General features: G+C 66.9%; 15 protein-coding genes. 1 reads left to right on the top strand and 14 read right to left on the bottom strand.

The features are described from left to right. Nucleotides 1-13: 13 nt before the first annotated feature. The 13 genes from astD to hpnI all read right to left on the bottom strand — a co-directional run bounded on the left by astD (nt 14) and on the right by hpnI (nt 14,690). A complete protein-coding gene (gene astD / locus U4Z64_RS26365; protein WP_321812228.1) occupies nt 14-1,477 on the bottom strand; it encodes a succinylglutamate-semialdehyde dehydrogenase in 1,464 nt (487 codons plus the stop codon). A gap of 7 nt (nt 1,478-1,484) precedes the next feature. Next, entirely contained in the window at nt 1,485-2,516 is a 1,032-nt protein-coding gene (gene astA, locus U4Z64_RS26370; RefSeq protein WP_321821510.1) for an arginine N-succinyltransferase, read from the bottom strand. Continuing rightward, nucleotides 2,513-3,565 carry an arginine/ornithine succinyltransferase subunit alpha gene (gene aruF / locus U4Z64_RS26375; protein WP_044849126.1) on the bottom strand — a complete coding sequence of 351 codons (1,053 nt, stop codon included), beginning with the start codon at nt 3,563-3,565 and terminating at the stop codon, nt 2,513-2,515. The genes astA and aruF overlap by 4 nt, the downstream gene beginning before the upstream one ends. Nucleotides 3,566-3,595: 30 nt before the next feature. After that, the gene (locus U4Z64_RS26380) at nt 3,596-4,828 is read right to left on the bottom strand and encodes an aspartate aminotransferase family protein (protein WP_044849125.1); all 1,233 of its coding nucleotides are present in this window, start codon (nt 4,826-4,828) and stop codon (nt 3,596-3,598) included. Between the two features lie 955 nt (nt 4,829-5,783). Further along, nucleotides 5,784-6,827, bottom strand: coding sequence for a GlxA family transcriptional regulator (locus U4Z64_RS26385; protein ID WP_059815947.1), 1,044 nt, complete (start codon nt 6,825-6,827; stop codon nt 5,784-5,786). Nucleotides 6,828-6,846: 19 nt separating this feature from the next. Then, nucleotides 6,847-7,647: an ABC transporter ATP-binding protein gene (locus tag U4Z64_RS26390; protein WP_321821511.1), complete on the bottom strand. Its 801-nt coding sequence runs from the start codon at nt 7,645-7,647 to the stop codon at nt 6,847-6,849. A gap of 20 nt (nt 7,648-7,667) precedes the next feature. Continuing rightward, a complete protein-coding gene (locus tag U4Z64_RS26395; RefSeq protein WP_044849122.1) occupies nt 7,668-8,381 on the bottom strand; it encodes an ABC transporter permease in 714 nt (237 codons plus the stop codon). Further along, the gene (locus U4Z64_RS26400) at nt 8,378-9,067 is read right to left on the bottom strand and encodes an ABC transporter permease (RefSeq protein ID WP_044849121.1); all 690 of its coding nucleotides are present in this window, start codon (nt 9,065-9,067) and stop codon (nt 8,378-8,380) included. The genes U4Z64_RS26395 and U4Z64_RS26400 overlap by 4 nt, the downstream gene beginning before the upstream one ends. A gap of 266 nt (nt 9,068-9,333) precedes the next feature. Beyond that, nucleotides 9,334-9,891, bottom strand: a complete 558-nt coding sequence (locus tag U4Z64_RS26405) for a lipoprotein (protein ID WP_044849120.1) — start codon at nt 9,889-9,891, stop codon at nt 9,334-9,336. Between the two features lie 88 nt (nt 9,892-9,979). Continuing rightward, complete coding sequence (locus U4Z64_RS26410; protein WP_044849119.1) at nt 9,980-11,020, bottom strand: lysylphosphatidylglycerol synthase domain-containing protein; 1,041 nt, start codon at nt 11,018-11,020, stop codon at nt 9,980-9,982. After that, nucleotides 11,017-11,901 (bottom strand): hopanoid biosynthesis-associated protein HpnK, encoded by an 885-nt coding sequence (gene hpnK / locus U4Z64_RS26415; protein ID WP_321798495.1) that lies wholly within the window; start codon nt 11,899-11,901, stop codon nt 11,017-11,019. The genes U4Z64_RS26410 and hpnK overlap by 4 nt, the downstream gene beginning before the upstream one ends. A gap of 3 nt (nt 11,902-11,904) precedes the next feature. After that, nucleotides 11,905-13,347: a hopanoid biosynthesis associated radical SAM protein HpnJ gene (gene hpnJ, locus U4Z64_RS26420; protein WP_308234889.1), complete on the bottom strand. Its 1,443-nt coding sequence runs from the start codon at nt 13,345-13,347 to the stop codon at nt 11,905-11,907. Between the two features lie 167 nt (nt 13,348-13,514). Then, complete coding sequence (gene hpnI, locus U4Z64_RS26425) at nt 13,515-14,690, bottom strand: bacteriohopanetetrol glucosamine biosynthesis glycosyltransferase HpnI (RefSeq protein WP_321812226.1); 1,176 nt, start codon at nt 14,688-14,690, stop codon at nt 13,515-13,517. Nucleotides 14,691-15,331: 641 nt separating this feature from the next. Between hpnI and U4Z64_RS26430 the strand changes: the two genes are divergently transcribed. Beyond that, complete coding sequence (locus tag U4Z64_RS26430; protein WP_044849136.1) at nt 15,332-16,330, top strand: LLM class flavin-dependent oxidoreductase; 999 nt, start codon at nt 15,332-15,334, stop codon at nt 16,328-16,330. A 42-nt stretch (nt 16,331-16,372) separates the two neighbouring features. Here U4Z64_RS26430 and U4Z64_RS26435 read toward each other — a convergent pair whose 3' ends face one another. Next, nucleotides 16,373-17,434 (bottom strand): alpha/beta hydrolase, encoded by a 1,062-nt coding sequence (locus U4Z64_RS26435; protein ID WP_321812225.1) that lies wholly within the window; start codon nt 17,432-17,434, stop codon nt 16,373-16,375. Between the last annotated feature and the right edge of the window lie 142 nt (nt 17,435-17,576).

Raw genomic sequence — 17,576 nt, forward strand, 5'->3', positions numbered from 1 at the left:
GTCGTTCCCTCGATCAGAAATGCAGGCCCGGCGACAGGCTCGCGGGCAAGGTCAGTTGGGTGCTTTCCACCGACGCCATCGGATACGCGCAATAGTCGGCCGCGTAGTACGCGCTCGGCCGATGGTTGCCCGAGCGGCCCGTGCCGCCGAACGGCGCGGCGGACGATGCGCCGTTGGTCGGGCGGTTCCAGTTGACGATCCCCGCACGAATCGTGCGGCGGAAGTGGTCCCATGCGTTGGCGTCGTCGGCGAGCAGGCCGGCCGACAGGCCGAACGCCGTGTCGTTCGCGCGCTCGATCGCTTCGTCGAACGTCGCGTAGCGGACGATCTGCGCGAGCGGGCCGAAGTGCTCTTCGTCGGGCAGGTTCGCCACGCCGGTCACGTCGATGATCGACGCGTTCACGAAGCCGAGGCGCGGATCGCGCTGCGTCATCGCGATGATCGGCTGCGCGCCCTGCTCGATCAGGCGCGACTGCGCGTCGACGAGCTTGGCGGCCGCGCGTGCCGAGATCACCGCGCCCATGAACGGCTGCGGATCGGCGTCGAACACGTCGGCCGTGATCTTCGACGTGACGTCGGCGAAGCGTGCGAGGAAGCGGTCGCCGAACGCGCCCTGCGGCACGAAGATGCGGCGTGCGCACGTGCAGCGCTGGCCGGCCGACAGGAACGCCGACTGGATCGTGTGATGCACGGCCGCGTCGACGTCCTCGACTTCGCCGATCACGAGCGGGTTGTTGCCGCCCATCTCGAGCGCGAGCACGATTTCCGGACGGCCGCCGAACTGCTTGTGCAGCAGCGTGCCGGTATCCGAGCTGCCGGTGAAGAACAGCCCGTCGATCTGCCGGTGATTCGCGAGCGCGATGCCGGTGTCCTTCTCGCCCTGCACGAGGTTCAGCACGCCGGCCGGCAGACCGGCTTCCTGCCACACCTCGACCGTCGCGCGCGCAACGCCCGGCGCGAGCTCCGACGGCTTGAACACGACCGCGTTGCCCGCGATCAGCGCCGGCACGATATGACCGTTCGGCAAATGGCCGGGGAAGTTGTACGGACCGAACACCGCGACGACACCGTGCGGACGATGGCGCAGCACCGCGACGCCGTCCGCCATGTCCTGGCGCTTCTCGCCGGTGCGTTCCTGGTAGGCCTGGATCGAGATGCCGACCTTCGCGGCCATCGCCGCGACTTCGGTGCGGGCTTCCCACAGCGGCTTGCCGGTCTCGCGGCCGATCGCGGTCGCGATCGCTTCCTTGCGTTCGGTGAGCAGCGCGGCGAAGCGCTTGACGATTTCGCAGCGCGCTTCGAAGTCGAGCGCCGACCAGCCGGCGAACGCGCGGCGCGCGCTCGCGACCGCGCGGTCGACGTCGGCCGCCGACGCGCTTTCACCCTGCCATGCGATCGCGTCGGTGCCCGGGTTGCGCGAAGCGAAGACGGGGCCCGAGCCTGCGACCCAGGCGCCGTCGATGAAGAGTTCCGTCATGATTCGTTTATCCCTGTTTGACTTTGAGCGGCAGCACGCGGACCGGATCGCCGGCCTTCACGTCGAGCGCGGCGGCATCGTCGGCCGACAGCACGAACGACCCGTTCACGACCACGCCCGGCGCGACGCCGACGCGGAAATCGCCGAGCGACGTGTTCGATACGAGCGACTTCGGCATATCTTCCCGCGCATCGGGCACGCCGATCGCGACCGGCACGACGACGCTCTCGCGCACCGTGCGCAGGTCGTTGATGTGGCATTCGAGCACCGGGCCCGCGTCGAAGATGTCGACGTGGTTCTGGTAGCGCAGCCCTTCGGCCTCGAGCATCTTGCGGGCCGGCAGCGTGTCGCGGTGCGTGAGGCCGACCGCGTCCTGCGCGTCCTGCGGCAGCAGGTCGACGTACACCGGATAGCGCGGCATCAGTTCCGCGAGGAACGACTTGCGGCCGTGCGAGCTGAGGTAGTCCGCCGCGTTGAAATCGATCTGGTAGAAGTGCGAACCGACCGCGCGCCAGAACGGCGACGTGCCGTCCTCGTCGAAGTGGCCGCGCAGTTCCGCGCAGATGCGTTCCGGGAAGCGTTCGCGGAACTGCGCGATGAACATGAAACGCGAGCGCGACAGCAGGCCGCCGACGCCGCCCGTGCGGTAACGCGGGCTCAGGAACAGCGAGCACACTTCCGCGTAGCCCGTCAGGTCGTGCGAGATGTTCAGCGCGGACATCCGCGTCCACACGCCGAGCTCCTGGCTCGCGTGCACGACCGTGCTCACGCGATAGTTGTAGAACGGCTGTTCGAGGCCGACCTGCGTCTCGATCCCGCACACGCCCGCGATGTCGCCCGTCTTCGATTCTTCCATCACGAAGAAGTAGCCGGCCTCGCCCGGTGCGGCCTCGCCGTCGAGCGTGCGGCGCGTGCGTTCGATGCGCGCGGCGAGCGCGTCGCGATCGGGCTTGAACGTGGTCAGGCCCGGCCCGGTTTCCTTCGCGAGCGACACGAGCGCGTCGACGTCGCCCGTTTGTACGACCCGAACGACGATCATGCTGCGTCTCCCTTCATGTCTTCATCGTCGCGGCGGTGCAGCGGCACGCAGCGCACGACATCACCATCCTTCACATCGAGCGCCGCGCGCACGTCGCCGGCGAGCGGCGCGTCGGCCGTATCGCCCGGCAGGTCGGCCAGTACGCAGCGGAACGATTCGCCGCTGCCGGTCGACACCATGTACGCGACGTCGCCCTGCTGATGCGCGGCTTCGCGCACCGTGCGCTCCGCGCCGTGCTTCACGCATGCGGTGCGGTCGACCTGCGCGGTCAGCACGGGGCCCGCGTCGAAGATGTCGACGAAGCGGTCCGGCTCGAAGCCTTCCTCGAGATGGATGTCGTACGCGAGCAGCGCCGTTTCGTTCGGCTCGCCGAGCACGCGCTGCGCGGCTTCCGGCAGCAGCGGCACGTAGAGCGGATACGCCGGCATCACTTCCGCGATGAACGTGCGGCTGCGGCCGCCCGACGCGATGTCGACGTCGGTGAAGTTGCGGCCGAAGAACTTGCGGCCCACCGCTTCCCAGAACGGCGATGCGCCCGTGCTGTCGCTCACGCCGAGCAGCAGCGTGAACACTTCCGGCGTGAAGCGGCGGCGGTTCGCGGCGATGTACATCATCCGCGCACGCGAGATCAGGTGCGCGGCCGCGTCGCCGCGCAGCGACGGATCGACGTAGAAGCCCGCCAGCCGGCTCTTGCCGGTCAGCTCGTGCGACATCGTGAGCGCATGGATCTTGCGGTTCACGTGCAGCTCGCGCGACGCGTGGATCAGTGCATCGTTGCGGAATGCGTAGAACGGTTCCGAGTAGCCGGCCGCGGCCACGATGCTCGCCGTGCCGAGCAGCTTGCCCGTCGACGAATCCTCGAGCACGAAGAGGTAGAACTCCTCGCCGGCGAAGTCGACGTCCGCGCGAAACGAATCCTCGGAGAGCGCCACGCGCGCTTCGAGCGCCGCGCGATCGTGCGGCAGCGAGTGCAGGACCGGCTGCGCGGTGCGCGCCATGTGCGCGAGCGCATCGAGATCCGTGAGTTTGCCGGGGCGAACAAATAGCATCGTCGTTCCTGTCTGCGATGGGCGCGCCGATCAGCGCGCGGTGGCTTCCTGGGCCGCGAGCACCTGCTCGACTGCCTTCTCGAAGCGCTTCACGCCTTCGTCGAGCAGGTCGAACGGGATCACGAGCGACGGCACGAAGCGCAGCACGTTCGGGCCCGCGATCAGCATGATCAGGCCGTTCTCGGCGGCGGCGGTGACGAAGTCCTTCGCGCGGCCGTCGAATGCGGCGGTGAGTTCCGCGCCGACCAGCAGGCCCTTGCCGCGGATGTCCTTGAAGATGCCGAAGCGTGCGTTGATGCGTTCCAGCGCGCCCTTCAGGCGCACGCTGCGTTCGCGCACGCCTTCGAGCAGCGCCGGGTCGCCGATCAGCTCGACGACCTTGTCCGCGATCGCCGACGCGAGCGGGTTGCCGCCGTACGTCGTGCCGTGCACGCCGACCTTGAAGTGGGCGGCCAGTTCGTTCGTCGTCAGCATCGCGCCGATCGGGAAACCGTTGCCGAGTGCCTTCGCGGTCGTGAGGATGTCCGGCGTGACGCCCGTGTCCATGTATGCGTAGAACTGGCCCGTGCGGCCGACGCCCGTCTGCACTTCGTCGAAGATCAGCACTGCGTCGTTGGCGTCGCACGCTTCGCGCAGTGCCTTCAGGAAGGCCGGATCGGCCGGGATCACGCCGCCTTCGCCCTGCACCGGCTCGACGATCACCGCGCAGGTTTGCGGGCCGATCGCGGCCTTGGCCGCTTCGATGTCGTTGAACGGCAGGTGCTTGATGCCTTCCGGCACCGGACCGAAGCCTTCCGAGTATTTCGGCTGGCCGCCGACGCTGACCGTGAAGAACGTGCGGCCGTGGAACGACTGGACGAACGACACGATTTCGTATTTGTCGGCGCCGTGGCGGTCGAATGCGACGCGGCGTGCGAGTTTGAGGGCGGCTTCGTTCGCTTCCGCGCCCGAGTTCGCGAAGAATGCACGGTCGGCGAAGGTCAGCGCTTCGAGGCGCTTCGCGAGGCGCAGCACCGGCTCGTTCGTGTAGCCGTTGCCGATGTGCCAGAGCTTGCGGCCTTGTTCGTCCAGGACCTTCAGCAGTTCCGGGTGGCCGTGGCCGAGCGACGTGACGGCGATGCCGCAGGCGAAATCCACGTATTCGCGGCCGGCCGTGTCCCACACGCGCGAGCCCTCTGCACGGTCCGGCACGAACGGCGCGGGGGAGAATACCGGCACCATCACTTCGTCGAATGTCTGGCGGGTCACGGTCGAGGTCGTCATGGTCGTTCCTTTCGGTTTCGTAAGAGGGTTCAACAGGATCAAGTTTAGGTAAGGGTGACGCAAGCGTCTTGCGGAATTGCGACGGGTTCTATCGGAAGCGGATAGGGCGCTTTATTTTGCCTCTCCCCGGCGGGGGGCGTAACGTTTTGTGCTCGGTTGCTGTTTTCGCGGTTTTTTGGCGGTGCGCTCGCCGTTTGTCGTGAAGCACCTGCGATCGTGTCGGTCTATTAGCGTCGCCCCTGCGCGGGGCGGCGGTTACTTTTCTTTGTCTTGCCAAAGAAAAGTAACCGAAAGAAAGGCGCCCGGATAACGCATGACTTCCCGGTGCCGTAGTCAACCAAGTGGCCCTCGCCTAAGTGTCCGCGCCAGTCGGGAACCCGGAGTGGTTCGAGCAATGGTTCTGACACCACTCACCACCCCGCGGAGTGGTATACCGCCCGCTAGCTCCGCCCTCGCTTCGCTCGGTCGACAGGTCCACACGCCCCGCTTTGAAAGCTGTCGATTGATTGGCTTCCACAATTGCGGCGGGTGGGGCATGAATTCAATAAATTGAAATCGTCGTTGCGGTGCAGCGGCACCCCACTGATTTGGGGAACTGATCAGTGGGTGTCCATGTGTGGCGCGGGCGGATGAATTGCGGCCGAAGAACCTTGCAGCCGAGCATAGCGAGGATGGAGCTAGCGGGCGGTATACCGCTCCGTTGCGTAGGGAGTGGTGTCAGAACCATTGCTCGAACCACTCCGGGTTCCCGACTGGCGCGGACACTTAGGCGAGGGCCACTCCGGTGGCCATGGCACCGGGAAGTCATGCGTTATCCGAGCGCCTTTCTTTTGGTTACTTTTCTTTGGCAAGACAAAGAAAAGTAACCGCCGCCCCGCGCAGGGGCGACGCTGATAGACCGACACGATCGCAGGTGCTTCACGTCAAACGCAAGCGCACCATCAAAAAAACAGAATCAATCCTTAGCCCCCCGCTCAACAAGCGCGCCCCCGCGAGGTTCACTACCACCGCCGGTCTGCTTCTCGAGCCAGGCTCTCCGATCCTCCCGAGGCGTGACCCCAAACCTTTCGCGATACGCATTGGAAAAGTGCGCAGCAGAAGAAAACCCACAGGCGAGGCTGACCTGAACGACCGACTTGCTGGTCCGCTGCAACTGCGTGCGAGCCTTGAGCAACCGGAGATTGAGGTAATACTTGGAGGGCATCGCCCCGAGATACTGCCGAAAGAGCCGCTCCAGCTGCCGCCGCGACACGCCGACGAGCCCGGCGATCTCATCGGTCGTCAAAGGATCCTCGACATTGGCTTCCATCAAAAGCAACGCATCGTTCAGCCGAGGATGCCGCTCACCGGGCGCGGTCACAAAAGGAATCCGCTGCCGCTCCTCGCCGCTGCGCAGCGTGCCGGCCCCGAGCGCATCGGCAATGCGCTCACCCAGATCCGCCCCGTGTTCCCGGCCGATCATGGCCAGCATGAAATCGACGGTCGCCTGCCCGCCCGCACAGGTCGCCCGATCGCGATCGATCTCGAAGATCTGCTGCGTGACGATCGAGCGCTCGAACTGTTCGGCGAACTGCTGATACGTCTCCCAGTTCACGCTCACGCGATATCCGGAAAGCTGCCCGGCCATCGCAAGCCACCACACGCCGTGGTGAATCCCCGTGACGACCGGCGTGCGCTGCCCGACCCGCGCGAGACTCGCGAGAAACAACCGATAGTCGGCAAACTGCTGAAACCGCTCCGACACGACAATCAGCCAGTCGCACGCGATCGCATCGTTGAACGCCGCATCGGCATGCCACTGCGCGCCGCCGGCGAGCGGCACCGGCCGCCCGTCCCACGAACACACCTGCCAGCGATACAGCAAGCGCCCGTCGATCTCGTTCGCGAGATGCAACGCATCGACGATCGGACCCACACCCGACATCGACACGGGCGGCAATGCAACGATCGCCACCTGCGTCGTGCGGGTGGCGCCTGCGGGACGAGACACCGGTACCACGTATGAAACGCCCTTCGCGTTACTTGAGGCTACCCGACAGGAACTGCTTCAGACGCTCGCTCTGCGGACGCACCAGCACCTCCTTCGGATCACCCTCTTCCTCGGTCCGCCCCTGATGCAGGAACATCACGTGATTCGACACGTTGCGCGCGAAACCCATCTCGTGCGTGACGACGATCATCGTGCGGCCTTCCTCGGCCAGCTTCTGCATCACCTTCAGTACCTCACCGACGAGCTCCGGATCGAGCGCCGACGTCGGCTCGTCGAACAGCATCACGTCCGGATGCATCGCCAGCGCCCGCGCGATCGCGACACGCTGCTGCTGGCCACCCGACAAATGCGACGGATACTGCTTCTCGACGCGCGGCGGCAAACCGACCTTCTCCAGGTACTCGCGCGCACGCTCCTCGGCTTCCTTCTTCGCAATGCCGAGCACGTGCACCGGCGCTTCCATCACGTTCTCGAGCACGTTCATGTGCGCCCACAGATTGAAGTGCTGGAACACCATCGCGAGCTTGGTGCGGATGCGCTGCAGCTGCTTGTGATCGGCCACCTCGAGCGCACCGGCGCGGTCGGTCTTCGTGCGCACGGCCTCGCCGTCGACGACGATCTGCCCCGCATTCGGCCGCTCGAGAAAATTGATGCAGCGCAGGAACGTGCTCTTGCCGGAACCGCTGGCGCCGATGATGCTGATGACGTCGCCGGCCTTCGCGTTCAGCGACACGCCCTTGAGCACCTCGTTGTCGCCATAGCGCTTGTGAATGTCGACCGCGGCAAGCTTGACGGAAGCGGACGCGCTCGTTTGAGTGATCTCGGCCAACTGGCTCTCCTCGAATGAAATCAATGACGGCCGGCCGCGAGATACGCGAGCCAGTGGCGCTCCGCCCGGCGAAATGCCGCGACGAGTGCGAACGATACCGCAAGATAGATCAGTGCGGCGATCCCGAACGACTGGAACGCCATGTAGGTCGCGGAATTGGCGTCACGCGCGACCTTCAGGATGTCGGGCACGGTCGCCGTGAATGCAACGGTGGTCGCGTGCAGCATCAGGATCACCTCGTTGCTGTACAGCGGCAGCGCACGGCGCAGCGCCGACGGCAGGATCACCCGGCGATACATCGTGAACGGCGACATCCCGTACGCACGCGCCGCCTCGACCTCGCCGTGCGGAATCGCACGAATCGCACCCGCGAAGATCTCGGTCGTGTACGCGCAGGTGTTCAGCGCGAACGCGAGGATCGCGCAGTTGAAGCCGCTGCGGAAGAACGCGTCGAGCAGCGAGTGCGAGCGCACGAACTCGAGGCTGTACATGCCCGTGTACAGCAACAGCAGCTGCACGTAGAGCGGCGTGCCGCGGAACACGTACGTGTAGAACCGCACCGGCATCGACAGCCACTTCTTCTTCGACACGCGTGCGACCGCGAGCGGCACCGCGCACACGAAGCCGAGCGAAATCGACGCGACGAGCAGCCACAGCGTCACCGCAAGGCCGGAGAGGCGCTGGCCGTCCCAGTAAAGGAACGCCTGGCCGAATTCCTGGAGGATCTCGATCATAATTCTGCGTGGCGCACGCCCGTGGAATAACGTTTCTCGAGCTGGATCAGCACGAGGTTGGAAACGGTCGTGATCGCGAGGTAGATCAGCGCCGCAACGAGGATGAAGAAGAACATGTTGAACGTGCTCTTGCCCGCGTCCTGCGCCGCCTTCACGACGTCGGCGAGGCCGATGATCGACACCAGCGCGGTCGCCTTCACGAGCACCTGCCAGTTGTTGCCGATGCCAGGCAGCGCGAAGCGCATCATCTGCGGAAACATGATCCGCACGAACACGCGCAGCCCGCTCATCCCGTACGCCGAGCCGGCCTCGAGCTGGCCGCGCGGCACCGACAGGAACGCACCGCGGAACGTCTCGGTGAAGTATGCGCCGTAGATGAAGCCGAGCGTCAGCACGCCGGCGACGAACGGGTCGATGTCGATCTGGTCCCAGCCGACGAGGTCGGTGAACTGGTTCAGCCAGATCTGGATGCTGTAGAACAACAGCAGCATCAGGACGAGATCGGGCACCGAGCGGATCAGCGTCGTATAACCGGTCGCGACCGCTCGCAGCACCCGGTTGTGCGACAGCTTCGCCACCGCGCCGATCAGCCCCAGCGCCACCGCAGCGGCGAGCGACAGCACCGACAGCTCGATGGTCTGCACGGTGCCGGCCCAGAGGACAGGACCAAAGCCGTAAAGGAACACGCGCGTCTCCAGTGTTGATGTGAACACCGGCGCGCATCACTGTCCGGCGCCGGGCTGACGCGGATAGTCGCAAGCGAAATTGTTTGCCTCAAATCACCGTGCGCGCGATTGCTGCGTCGCAGCAATTCGTCCCACCATTTGCAGGCACGGCCTACCGCGCTGTTTCAAAAGGAAAAAAGCCGCTTCCTGACAGTCGGATGACACGCAGGGAAGCGGACTTTTTGCAATTTTCCGGTCGCTTTTTCGATATAGCGCCGGACGCGGGTTCAGCGCCCTTTCAGGATGTCGGAGCGCGAAGTCGTATAGACAAGCCCGTCCGGGCCGAAATGGACGTTGAAGAACGCGTCGGTGTTGACGCCGTCCTCGAGCCAGCGCCAGCTCCATACGGTCTCGGGCTTCAGCGGGTACTGCGCGACGTCGCCCGGCTTGCCGAGCAGGCGCCGCACCTCGTCCTCGGTCATCCCCGGGCGCACCTTCGCGAAGTTCTCGGCGGTCAGCACCTGCGTCGCGCCCGTGTAATACCCGCCCGGGTCGAGGTCGACGAACCAGGTCTGGTTGCCCATCGGGCCACGCGGGTATTCGAGGCGCTTCGAGCCGTCGGTGAACGCGCGCTCGGTCTCGGGCTTGCCCATCGTGGCGCGCACGTCGGCTTCGGTCGAGACGCCGGCCTTCAGCCCCTTGAGCAGCAGCGGCGCCGGCTTGATCGCGTTGAAGAAGTCCCTGATACGTTGCACGTCGAGATTGCCTTGCTTGTCGTCGCAGCCGGTCAGCGCCAGCGCGGCGGCCAGCATCGTGACGGGAAGCAGCCGGAAACGGAAGATCATCGGAAGAAATGCGCGTCGAGAAAACACGCGGCAAGGATACCCGCGCAACGCCAAAAGCGCGAGACGGACCGCGCGGCCCGTCTCGTGATCAATGCGTCGTTTCGGTTTGCACCTGGGCCTCGCGGCCCGCTTGCGGGGCGCGCGGCCCGGCCGGCACCGCCTTGATCCGGCGGCGCGTGCGCACCAGCTCGGCCAGTTGCCACGACCCGAGCGCGAGACAGCCGAACAGCACCTCGCGGCCGCGCTTGACCAGCGCGAGCGACAGCGCCGTCTCGCGATCGACGCCGAACATCTGCGCGAGCAGCACGACGGTCGCCTCCTGCACGCCGAGACCGCCCGGCACCATGAACGCCGCATGCCGCACGGCCTGCGTCATCGCCTCGATCGCGATCGCGCCGCCGATCGAGACCGGATGACCGAGCAGCGCGAGCGCCCAGTAGATTTCGAGCGCGCCGAGCACGTAGCCGGACAGCTGCCAGAAGAACGCACTGAACAGCAGCGGCGTGCGCGACATCAGCGCGTCGATGTCGCCGTCGAGGCGGCGGCCGTCGACGCCCTGCAGCAACCGGTGCGAATCGCCGAGCAGACGCCCCGCGAACCGCTCGATCGCATGGAAGATCCCGCCGCGCCGCATCAGCACGACGCCGAGCACCGGCAGCGGCAGCGTCAGCAGCAGCGCGAGGCCGATCGTGCCGCCGCCCATGTCGTGCGTCGTCGCGAGCAGCAGCACGAGGCCGAGCGCCGCGAACGCATACTGGACGACGATCGTCACCAGCACCTCGACGATCACCGACGCGGTCACGCGGCTCGCGTCGGGCACCTGCCAGCGCGCCATCCGGATCCCGACCAACTCGCCGCCGATCCCGACCACCGGCAGCAGCCGGTTCACCGCTTCACGCACGGTCGCGACCCACCACAGGAACGACAGCGACGCGCGCCGGTCGAGCAGCTGGTGCCACGCATACGCGTCGAGCAGCAGCGGCAGCGCATGGAACGGCACGAGCCACAGCAGCGCGAAGCCGGCGCGCTCGAGCATCCGCGTCACGTCGCCGATGCCTTCGTGCAGCCCGAGCGCGAGCAGGATCCCGATGCCGATCGGCCAGCCGAGCCATTTGATCCACTTGGTCATGACGGCTGCGCCCCCGCTTCGCGCGACGCGCGCGTGCCGCGCCGCGCCGCCGGCTGGCCGAACACGTCGGCAAAACCGCCGGTCGCGACGCCCGCGGCCTTCAGCGCGGCCGCGACGCGCGGCGACAGCAGCGCATCCAGTTCGTCGACCGGCCGGTAAGCGGCCATCGTCGGCGTGATCGGGCCGTCGCCGGCTTCCGCCGGATGACAGTAAATCTCGCCGACCCCGGGCGGCAATGCCGCGAGCGCGTCGAGCAGCACGGCCTCGTCCATCGCGCCCGTATGCTCGATCCCGACCACGTAGTCGTTGTGCGCGAGCCCCGCACGGTCGAGCCGGGCACGCACCAGCGCGATCCACGGCTTGAGCAGCGCGGGCGCGCGCGTTTCGTACGGCAGCCGCACCGCACGCAGCCCGTAGTCGCGGCCGATCTCGATGATCATCGACAGCACGGTCGGATGCAGGTGGAAATGCTTGTGCGCGTTCACGTGGTCGAGCGGCAGGCCGCTCGCCGCGAACGCGTCGAACTGCGCGCGGATCTCGCGGCGCAGCTGCGCACGCACGTGCGGCAGGAAGAAGAAGCGGCAGCCATCCTTCGCCATCGCGTCGCCGAAGCGCCCGTCGGGGCCGACGAGCGCGGGTATGTCATGCGCGGGCAGCGTGGCCGGCCCGTCCGCGAGGACGAGATGCAGGCCGACCGCGAGCGACGGCAGGCGCCGCGCGCGTTCGATCGCATCCTGCGCCGCGGGCGCACCGACCATCAGGCTCGCGGCGTTCAGCACGCCGTCGCGATGCGCGCGCTCGACCGCCGCGTTGACGCGCGGATGCAGCCCGAAGTCGTCCGCGGTGAAGATCAGCGCCCGCGCCGCCCGCTGCGTCGCCACGAATCAGGCCTCGTGCGCGCGCAGGAAGCGGAAGAACTCGACGCCTTCGCGCAAGCGACGCTTCATCATGTCCCAGCTCGTCAGCATCTCGCGGACGATCTCCCAGATCTTCGACGGACGGAAGTAGAACTGGCGATAGAACTGCTCGAGATGGTGATAGATCTCGTCGCGCGACAGGTGCGGATAGCCGATCGCCGCGAGCTGCACGCCTTCCTTGCTGACCAGGTTGATGGTCTTGTTCTCTTCCATCCAGCCGTTCTCGACGGCCTGCTTGTAAAGCGTCGTGCCCGGATACGGCGCGGCGAGCGACACCTGGATCGTGTGCGGATTGATTTCCTTCGCGTACTCGATCGTCTTCTTGATGGTGTCCTGCGTCTCGCCCGGCAGGCCGAGGATGAAGGTGCCGTGGATCTTGATGCCGAGCTTCTTGCAGTCCGCGCTGAAGCGGCGCGCGAAATCGGTGCGCACGCCCTTCTTGATGTTCACGAGGATCTGGTCGTCGCCGGATTCGAAGCCGACCAGCAGCAGGCGCAGGCCGTTTTCCTTCATGATCTTCAGCGACTTGTACGGCACGTTCGCCTTCGCGTTGCACGACCACGTCATGCCGAGCTTGCCCAGGCCGATGGCGATCGCTTCGGCACGCGGCAGGTCGTCGGTGAAGGTGTCGTCGTCGAACATCAGTTCCTTCACTTCCGGCATGTTGTCGCGGATCCACTTCGCTTCCGCGAGCACGTTCTCGACCGAGCGCGTGCGGTAGCGATGGCCGCTGACCGTCTGCGGCCACAGGCAGAACGTGCAGCGCGACTTGCAGCCGCGGCCCGTGTAGATCGACACGTACGGGTAGTTCAGGTAGCCGATGAAGTAGTTGTCGATCTTCAGGTCGCGCTTGTAGACGGGCGCGACGAACGGCAGTTCGTCCATGTTCTCGAGGATCGGACGCGCTTCGTTGTGCTCGATCGAGCCGTCCTTCGCGCGCCAGCTCAAGCCCTTGATCTCGGGGAACGGCTTGCCTTCGGCGATTTCCTTGCAGGTGTAGTCGAATTCCTCGCGGCACACGAAGTCGATCGCGTCGCTCGCCGTGAGCGAGTTGTGCGGATCGACCATCACCTTCGCGCCCACCATGCCGACCAGCATCGACGGCTTCATCTTCTTCAGATCCTGCGCGAACATCGCGTCGGTCGGGAACGACGGCGTGCTCGTGTGGATGATCACGAGATCGTAGTCGTTGGCGATCTTCAGCGTTTCCTCGACCGACAGGCCGTCGGCCGGCGCGTCGACGACGCGGCTGCCCGGCACGAGCGCGGCCGGCTGCGCGAGCCACGTCGGGTACCAGAAGGAACGGATTTCGCGCTTCGCCTGATAGCGCGAGCCGGCTCCGCCGTCGAAGCCGTCATACGAAGGGGCCTGCAAGAACAGCGTTTTCATGAATGCTCCGGTAGCCTGCATAGTTCGATTCGTTTCAACGATTCAGTCAATCAACCGCGGGCCGCCCTGCCGGCGCCCGCCTCTCTGTCATGTCGCGTCGCGCGGCGTGGCCGCGCGGCGCGTCTCGGCCCTCGGGCCGGATTCGATCGGGACCGGGCGCATCGCCGGTTCCCTTCGGGGAACGTACGTCAGCGGCCGTCCCCGCCCTCCACGATCACCGTCGCGCGTTCGCCGCCGACGACCGTCATCCGCGCGCCGCGCCACACGACGTGCGTGCCGAACACGGCCGCGAGCCATTCGAGCGCGAGCAGCGTGTCGCGCACCGCGACGAGCGGCAGGTCGCGCCAGAACGCGCGCCAGCCGTCCTCGCCGCGCGCGTGCAGCACCAGCCGCCCGAACGCGCCCACCACGGCCGCGCCACCCGCCAGCGTGCCGGCGACGGTGCCGTCGAGACGCAGCGCGAGCGCCGCGCCGATCGCGAGCCACGGCGCGGTAAACGTGATGAACAGGAACGCGAAGCCGGCCGGGTTCAGCGAGCGGATCGTGCGCAGCCAGCGCGTCTCGCGGTGCCAGAGCGGCCCGAACGACGGCTCGATCACGTCGGTCGCGACCTCGACCTCGGACAGCACGGTGCGCCGCCCGAGGCGGCGCGGCAGCTCGGCCAGCCAGAAGTCGTCGGCCAGTTCGTCCTTCAACGCGAGAAAACCGCCGATCCGGTCGAGCGTGTCGCGCGTGAGCGCCAGCGTCGCGCCGAAGCCGAAGCGGCTCGAGCGGCCGAGGTGCGTGATCCGTACCGACGGCGCGAACCAGGCATCGACGAACTGCGCGCCGATCCGCGTCCAGAACCCGCCGACGCTGCGCGCATGATACAGGCACGTGACGACCCCGACCGACGCGTCGGCGAGCGGCGCCGTCACGCGCTCCAGATAGTCCGGCTTCACCGCGATGTCGCTGTCCGCGATCACGATGCGGCCGTACTTCGCGCGTTCGGCGAGATTGATCAGGTTGCTGACCTTCAGGTTCTTGCCGTGCACGCGCGCGTCGATCACGAGCGTGATGTCGCATTCCGGATAGTCGGCGCGCAGCCGCTCGACCACGGCGACCGCCGGATCGGATGCCGACGCGACCCCGAACAGCACTTCATGGCGCGGGTGGCGCTGTTCGCAGAACGTCGCGAGGTTCTCGTACAGGTGCGGCTCGGCGCCGCACAGCGGCTTGAGCACGCTGACGGGCTCGAAACCGTCGCGCGCGGCGGTGCGCGGCGTGCGCGGGCGCGGCGCGAACGCCGCGACGAACGCATAGCCGGCCGCAGCCAGCGTGAACACGGTCAGGAGCCAGTCGAGCAGCGTGACGGTCGGCGTCATGCGCGACGCCCTCCGGCGACGCGGGCGCCCTGCCGACCGATCGAACCGGGTTGAACGTGATTGGGTATTCCGACAGCAACGAACGCGGGCACGACCCGACTCCTTGTTCCAGCAGCGTCTGTGTAAATGGGGAGGCACGGCCCATTTCCCCGAAAGCGGCCATGCCCGGCATCGCGTGGCACATCCTCGCGCGATGCCCGGACGGGATGCGGGAAGATTCTAATGGCTACCGTCGGCACAACATGGACAGGCGCCGGATTTTAGCAGCCCGCGCCACCCCGCGCTTGGCACCACGCGAAACGGACTACTGCGATTTCGGCAAAGCTGTGCGGCCGGGGAACCATTCCGGTGCCACCTCGTTCACGTTAGCGTAAGCACTTTGCAGGCGGATTGCAGTCTTGAAAATCAAACGTTTCGTGGAAATTTGTATGTCGATGCGAAGACATGCCCAATCGCCGTAAAGATCGGTAATTATTCGGCGATTAGATTGATTTTTGCAACAGTTGTCCGCGCCACCTTGCGCCCCTGAAAGGCGCATGGGTATCCGCGCGTCGCCAGCGCGTTCCGGAACCCTTTGGCAAAATCATCGCCATCTGTTGCGCATGCGCATCACCGCGCCCCTCCCTTCCGAAGGCCACCCGATGATTCCGTTTTCCGTACTCGATCTCGCCCCCATTCCCGCCGGCGCCGACGCCGCGCAGGCGTTCCGCAACACCGTCGATCTCGCGCAGCACGCGGAGCGCCTCGGTTATCGCCGCTACTGGCTCGCCGAACATCACAACATGCCCGGCATCGCGAGCGCGGCCACGGCCGTCGTGATCGGCCACGTGGCGGGTGCGACGAAGACGATCCGCGTCGGCTCGGGCGGGATCATGCTGCCGAACCATGCGCCGCTCGTGATCGCCGAGCAGTTCGGCACGCTCGCGTCGCTGTATCCGGGGCGCATCGACCTCGGGCTCGGCCGCGCGCCCGGCACCGACCAGACCACGTCGCGCGCGCTGCGCCGCGACCTGATCGGCAGCGCCGACTCGTTTCCGGACGACGTCGCCGAACTGCAGCGCTACTTCGCGGAACCGGTGCCCGGCCAGCGCGTGCGCGCGGTGCCCGGCGCGGGGCTGGACGTGCCCGTGTGGCTGCTCGGTTCGAGCCTCTTCAGCGCGCAACTCGCCGCGATGCTCGGGCTGCCGTTCGCGTTCGCGTCGCACTTCGCGCCGGACTACCTGATGCGCGCGCTCGAAGTCTATCGCGCGCAGTACCGGCCGTCGGCCGCGTGGCCGAAGCCGCATGCGATGGTCGGCGTCAACGTGTTCGCGGCCGATACCGACGACGAGGCGCGGCGCCTCTTCACGTCGCTGCAGCAGCAGTTCATCAACCTGCGCCGCGGCACGCCCGGCAAGCTGCCGCCGCCCGTCGACGCGCTCGAGGCGAGCGAATTCGAACTCGCGAACGTCGCGCATGCGCTGTCGTTCGCGGCCGTCGGCTCGCGCGACACGGTGCGCGACAAGCTGCGCGACCGGATCGCGCAAACCGGCGCGGACGAGGTGATCATCACCGCGCAGATCTACGATCACGCCGCGCGCGTGCGCTCGTTCGAGCTGGCCGCGCAGATCCGCGACGAACTCGCGAACGAAACCCGCTGACCCGGCGGGCGGCCCACCCAGGCGGGTGCGCCCGCCTGCGCGTCACTGCGGGTGCACCGCCCCCATCCCGTCGAGCAGCGCCTTGTGGAACGCGTCCGGATCCTGGATCTGCGGCGCGTGCCCGAGCGCCGGGAATTCGACGAGCTGCGCGCCGGGAATCGCCGCCTGCGTGCGTTTCGCGAGTTCCGGGTAACGGCCGAGCTTCGCGTGCACGTCCGGCGGCGCCACGTCCTTGCCGATCGCGGTCGTGTCCTTGTCGCCGATCAGCAGCAGCGTCGGCACGCGTATCGCGCCGAGTTCGTAGACCACCGGCTGCGTGAGGATCATGTCGTAGATCAGCGCCGAGTTCCACGCGACCGCGTCGCGGCCCGAGCCGCGATACATGCCGGCGAGCATCTGCACCCAGCGCTCGTAGGACGGCGCCCACTTGCCCGCGTAGTAGGTCGCCTGCTCGTAACGGCGGATGCCGTCCGCCGTCGTCTTCTGCTCGCGTGCGTACCAGTAGTCGACCGACAGCGGCGGCACGCCGAGCGCCTTCCAGTCCTCGAGGCCGATCGGGTTCACCAGCACGAGCTGCTCGGTCGCCTTCGGGTACATCAGCGCGTAACGCATCGCGAGCATCCCGCCCGTCGAATGGCCGACGATCGTCGCCGATTTCACGCCGACCGACTCGAGCAGCGCATGCGTGTTGCGCGCGAGCTGCTGGAAGCTGTACTGGTAGCGCTCGGGCTTCGACGACTTGCAGAAGCCGATCTGGTCCGGCGCGATCACGCGATAGCCGGCGCGGCTCAGCACGCCGATCGTGTCTTCCCAGGTCGCCGCGCAGAAGTTCTTCCCGTGCAGCAGCACGACGGTGCGGCCGTTCGGGTGCGCCGGCTGCACGTCCATGTACATCATCTCGAGGGTGTCGCGCTGCGACACGAACGCGTAGCGATGCACCGGCTCCGGATAGGCGAAGCCTTCCAGGCGAGGGCCGTACGCGGGCCCGTCGTTGCCGGCCGGTGCCGGGACGTTGGCCGCGACCGACGTCGCGCATGCGGCGGCGACGCTCGCGCCGAGCACGGCCGCGCGCGCGAGGGAGAACATCTTGCAATTCGAAGGCATGGCGCTCACGGTAATGGGAAATGCACGCGGTCAGCCGGGCGGCTTCACGCCCCGCGATTCTACGCGGTCGGGCTGACGACGGCGCGCAACACTCGTCGGCCGAGCGACTTCCGCGCACGCGACGAACTCGGGTATCGTGTGA

The organism is Burkholderia sp. BCC1996 (genome assembly GCF_905339955.1).
GTDB lineage: Bacteria > Pseudomonadota > Gammaproteobacteria > Burkholderiales > Burkholderiaceae > Burkholderia.

Coding starts and splice junctions, on each gene's coding strand:
- astD (WP_321812228.1), bottom strand. CDS start 1,477: ATGACGGAACTCTTCATCGACGGCGCCTGGGTCGCAGGCTCGGGCCCC.
- astA (WP_321821510.1), bottom strand. CDS start 2,516: ATGATCGTCGTTCGGGTCGTACAAACGGGCGACGTCGACGCGCTCGTG.
- aruF (WP_044849126.1), bottom strand. CDS start 3,565: ATGCTATTTGTTCGCCCCGGCAAACTCACGGATCTCGATGCGCTCGCG.
- U4Z64_RS26380 (WP_044849125.1), bottom strand. CDS start 4,828: ATGACGACCTCGACCGTGACCCGCCAGACATTCGACGAAGTGATGGTG.
- U4Z64_RS26395 (WP_044849122.1), bottom strand. CDS start 8,381: ATGATCGAGATCCTCCAGGAATTCGGCCAGGCGTTCCTTTACTGGGAC.
- U4Z64_RS26405 (WP_044849120.1), bottom strand. CDS start 9,891: ATGATCTTCCGTTTCCGGCTGCTTCCCGTCACGATGCTGGCCGCCGCG.
- U4Z64_RS26410 (WP_044849119.1), bottom strand. CDS start 11,020: ATGACCAAGTGGATCAAATGGCTCGGCTGGCCGATCGGCATCGGGATC.
- hpnJ (WP_308234889.1), bottom strand. CDS start 13,347: ATGCAGGCTACCGGAGCATTCATGAAAACGCTGTTCTTGCAGGCCCCT.
- hpnI (WP_321812226.1), bottom strand. CDS start 14,690: ATGACGCCGACCGTCACGCTGCTCGACTGGCTCCTGACCGTGTTCACG.
- U4Z64_RS26430 (WP_044849136.1), top strand. CDS start 15,332: ATGATTCCGTTTTCCGTACTCGATCTCGCCCCCATTCCCGCCGGCGCC.
- U4Z64_RS26435 (WP_321812225.1), bottom strand. CDS start 17,434: ATGCCTTCGAATTGCAAGATGTTCTCCCTCGCGCGCGCGGCCGTGCTC.